The organism is Flavobacterium sp. (assembly GCF_028712645.1).
Lineage (GTDB): Bacteria > Bacteroidota > Bacteroidia > Flavobacteriales > Flavobacteriaceae > Flavobacterium.
Map to the genome: position 1 here is coordinate 1 of NZ_JAQTPQ010000266.1, position 4,622 is coordinate 4,622.

4 protein-coding genes are annotated in these 4,622 nt (G+C 30.6%); all 4 read left to right on the plus strand.

Annotated elements, in window-relative coordinates:
- The first annotated feature begins 63 nt into the window (after positions 1-63).
- Positions 64-1,488, plus strand: a complete 1,425-nt coding sequence (locus PHC28_RS15845; RefSeq protein ID WP_300102892.1) for a glycosyltransferase family 2 protein — start codon at positions 64-66, stop codon at positions 1,486-1,488.
- A gap of 86 nt (positions 1,489-1,574) precedes the next feature.
- Positions 1,575-2,681 (plus strand): hypothetical protein, encoded by a 1,107-nt coding sequence (locus PHC28_RS15850; RefSeq protein WP_300102895.1) that lies wholly within the window; start codon positions 1,575-1,577, stop codon positions 2,679-2,681.
- A gap of 54 nt (positions 2,682-2,735) precedes the next feature.
- The gene (locus tag PHC28_RS15855; RefSeq protein WP_300102898.1) at positions 2,736-4,001 is read left to right on the plus strand and encodes a YaiO family outer membrane beta-barrel protein; all 1,266 of its coding nucleotides are present in this window, start codon (positions 2,736-2,738) and stop codon (positions 3,999-4,001) included.
- A gap of 66 nt (positions 4,002-4,067) precedes the next feature.
- Positions 4,068-4,622, plus strand: a 555-nt coding sequence (locus PHC28_RS15860) for a DEAD/DEAH box helicase (protein ID WP_300102901.1), incomplete at its 3' end; no start/stop codon positions are given.

Sequence of the window (4,622 nt, forward strand, 5' to 3'; positions counted from 1 at the left end):
ATTCTTCGAACTAACGCCGGCAAGCCGGCCTGTATCCGTTAGTCTAATTAAAGCTAGTTAATTATGAACATAAATATATCCGAAATAATTCAATATTTCTTTATGTATTTTACAATTACTGCTATACTTTCCTATATAATTTTAGCCATAATTTCGGTATTTGAAAATGGTCATTATATAAAAAAAAATAGCTTTGTAAATTACAATGACATCCTATCCTCTTCAATTTCGCCATCGATATCAATTATTGCTCCTGCCTATAATGAAACTTTAAACATTGTTGAAAATGTTCGTTCATTATTATCAAATTATTATGCAAATTATGACGTAATAATTGTAAATGATGGTAGCAAAGATGATAGCTTAGAAAAACTGATTAAAGCCTATGATTTAGTAAAAGTTGATTATATAATAAACAATCAAATTCCAACTAAACCTCTAAGGGAAGGAGTGTTTAAATCTACCAATCCAGCTTTTGAAAAACTAATTGTTGTTGATAAAGAAAATGGTGGAAAAGCCGATGCATTGAATACTGGTTTAAATATTAGTCCTAACAAATATGTTGCTTGCATAGATGTAGACTGTTTATTAGTTGAAGATGCTCTTCTAAAAATGATTAAACCCTTTTTAGAAACAACTGACTCAAAAGTAATTGCTGCAGGTGGAGTTATTCAAATTGCCAATTCCTGTACAATAAAAGACGGTAAATTACTCGATATTAATTTACCAACAAATTTGTTAGTTAGAGGTCAGATTTTAGAGTACTTAAGGTCATTTTTAATGGGACGAATGGCTTGGAGCAAGCTAAATGGTTTATTAGTAATTTCTGGTGCTTTTGGTTTATTTGACAAAAAAATTGCAATTGAAATTGGTGGTTATGATACTAAAACTGTGGGTGAAGATATGGAAATCATCGTGAGAATGAGAAGACATATGGAAGAACAAAAAATAAAATATAAAGTAGCTTATATCCCAGATCCTCTTTGCTGGACTGAAGCTCCCGATAATTATAAAACATTCATTTCACAAAGAAATCGCTGGACTCGTGGAACTATTGAAACATTAAAAAAGCATAAAAAAATTGGATTTAACCCTAAATATAGATCATTAGGAATGATAAGTTATCCCTATTGGTTAATATATGAAAGATTAGCTCCTATTATAGAGGTAACTGGAATTGTATATTTCCTATATCTCATTATAACAAAAGCTGTGCAATGGGATTATGCATTGGCGTTTTTAGTTGTAGCCTATTTATTTACTGTATTGTTTTCAATAATTACAATTATAACTGAAGAACTTACCAGTCATCAATACAAGAAAAAAGGAGTTGGTTTTCACTTAATTACTACTGCATTTTTAGAACCTATAATTAATCACCCCTTCATATTATATGCTGCTATCAAAGGAAACTTTGACTACTATTTTAATAAAGAAATAAAATGGGGAGTAATGGTACGAAAAGGGTTGAATAAATCTCAAAGTTAAACTCAAAAAAAATAAAAAAAAATTCAAATCAAATAAGATTTGAATAAATTTAATTAAAAAAAACTCTCTTAAAAAAAAATAGTACGATGGAAAATAAAAATAAGTCAATAATTTTGTTCTTATATCTTTGGTTATGTATTGGATTTCCTTTGGGTTTGTGGGTCTTATTAGCAGGTCCTTCAAAATGGCTGGCCGAGTATTCGCATTCAACAAATATGGAAATATCCAAAGAAAATATTTTAGGAAAAGTAATCATCATAGTTTATATAATAGTTGCTTTTCTACTGGCATTTTTCTTCCATAGATTCATAAAAAAATCAGAAAATAAAACCATAAAATGGTTTCTCCCTGGAATATTAACGTTAATTCTGCTCGCTTCGGTCTATGTATTTAGTTTTAATCCAAAATTGCTTATAAATTATTCTGGAGAGATTTCGACAAAAAACATAAAAAATCAGGAAGATAAATATAATCAGTTAGAATTTGTTTATGGAGCATATCCAAACGAAGAAATGATAAAATCGCTTAAGGAACAAGGATTTGATGGTATAATTTCATTGCTGCACGAAATGGTGATTCCAGCAGAACCCGCCTTGATGAAAGACGAAAGTGCACTTGCTAAAAAATATGGTATCAAGTTAATTAATTTGCCTATGATGCCATGGGTTTCTGAAAATGAGAAAACACTACAAGCTGCAAAAAAATTTATTGAAACACAGAAAGGACTTTATTATGTGCACTGCTATCTTGGTCGTGACAGGGTAAATATATTTAAATCTGTTGCCAAAAAATTTGGGGTCAAAACTAAAAAAGAAGATCCTTCAAACATTCGCAAAATTGAAGAACTACCTACTTGGACTAGAGGAAATTATTTCAAATTAGAAAAAGATGTTTATTTAACACCCTATCCAACTGATGATGAATATATGATGTTTATTCTCAACGGACATTTTAAAACTGTAATTTCTCTGCTTGACAATAACGTAAAAGATAACCAGATATGGATTGCCAAAGAAAAAAAGCTCCTAACAGATTATTCAATGAATTATATTCATTATCCGCTTGCTCCAACTTTTAATCAAAAGGATTTGGAGGAGCTAAAAAAATTAATTAATTCAAAAGAAAAACCAATACTTTTACATGGATTCTTGACAAATGATGATATTTCAAAATTTATTATCAATCACTACTAAAAAAGCAGATTGAAATTGTAAATTATTACTTGACTAAAAAATATATCGAATATAATGATTTCAAAAACAGTTATAAAACTCAGTATCATATTGACATTTTTATGTTTCTTCCTGTCATTTGGTCAAGAAAAAAAGTTCGCTGGTAATCCCGATACAGCCTTTGAAAATGCTCGTAATTTAGCATTTAATCAACAACGAAAACAAGCACAAGATACTTTAGTCCTTGTCCTTACCAAATATCCAGATTATCATGATATTCGTGAATTTTTGGCAACTACTTATTCTTGGGACGGTGAATATAAAAAAGCTCGAAAAGAATTTGATTACATTCTCGAAAAAGATGCAAATCGGAAAAGTACTTGGATAGCAGCCATAAAAAACGAATTATGGGCAAACGCACCTTATGCCGCTTTAGAAATGACAACAGAGTCACTAAAAAAATTTCCTGAAGAGGCTGAAATCTTATATTTGAAAGCTAACGCACAGGAAAAAACAGAAAATTCTATTGAAGCCTACAATACTATACAAACAGTTTTGGACAAAAATCCAGAAGACCAGAAAGCTATTGAGTATAAAAAAAGCCTAAACGAAAGGCTAAGAAAAAACTCAATTCAATTTAAATCCTCAATTGATTTATATTCAGAAAAATTTAGTCCAATGTTTTATAATTCAATTACTTATAGTAGAAAAACAAAATATGGTAGTATTCTTGGAAGAGTAAATTTTGACAGAAGATTCAATCAAAACGGAACTCAGTATGAAGTAGATTTGTACCCAAAAATTTCAAAAGGGTTTTATGCCTATCTTAATTTTGGTCTATCCAATTCATTTTTATTCCCAGATATTCGATATGGTGTTGAATTATACAAATCTCTACCTAATAGTTTTGAAGCTTCTCTTGGATTTAGAGGGTTAGAATATAATACTACCACTATAATTTACACAGGATCAGTTGGATGGTATAAAGGAAATAATTATTGGTCATTTCGTCCTTACATAACTCCTAGTAATTCAAGAGTAAGTTCATCAGGTATTGTTACTTATCGAAAGTACAGAAGTGATGCTGATAATTATTTAGGATTATCATTTGGAATGGGATTTTCTCCAGAAGACAATTATTTCAATACTGAAATCAATGCCATTCAAACAATTACTTTAAACTCTCAAAAATTCAAAGTAGATTATTATTTTTCGAGTACTAATAAACGAAATGCTTGGGGAACACAATTTGGGATTACCCATCAAGAAAAGAGTTTTAATCCCGGAAGTTATTTATGGTTTTATTCCCTAAGCGTTTCTTGGGATTTAAAATTCAAATAAAACCAAGAATCTAAGAATAATGGGCATCCTTAAAAAAAACGTACCTTTGCACAAAATTTACGTTTTATGACCACTTTCGAACTATTTAATCTTCCAAAATCTGTACAAAAAGCAATCGATGAATTAGGATTTGTAACACCAACTCCTATCCAGGAAAAATCTTTTTCAGTGATTATGTCAGGTCGTGATATGATGGGAATTGCTCAAACTGGAACTGGGAAAACGTTTGCTTACTTATTGCCGTTATTAAAACTCTATAAGTTCACCCCTACTCATACTCCAAAAATTGTTATTCTTGTTCCCACCCGTGAATTAGTGGTTCAAGTGGTCGAAGAAGTCGAAAAACTGACCAAATATATGTCGGTTAGAACTCTTGGTGTTTTTGGTGGTGTGAACATCAATACACAAAAAAAAGCTGTTTTTGAAGGAGTCGATATTCTTGTTGGAACTCCTGGAAGAACAATGGATTTGGCATTGGACAATTACATTCGATTTGATGAAACCCAAAAATTAGTCATCGACGAATTTGACGAAATGCTTAATTTAGGTTTTCGAACCCACTTGACATCCTTGTTGGCAATGATGAAAACCAAACGTCAAAACATCCTTTTTTCGGCAACA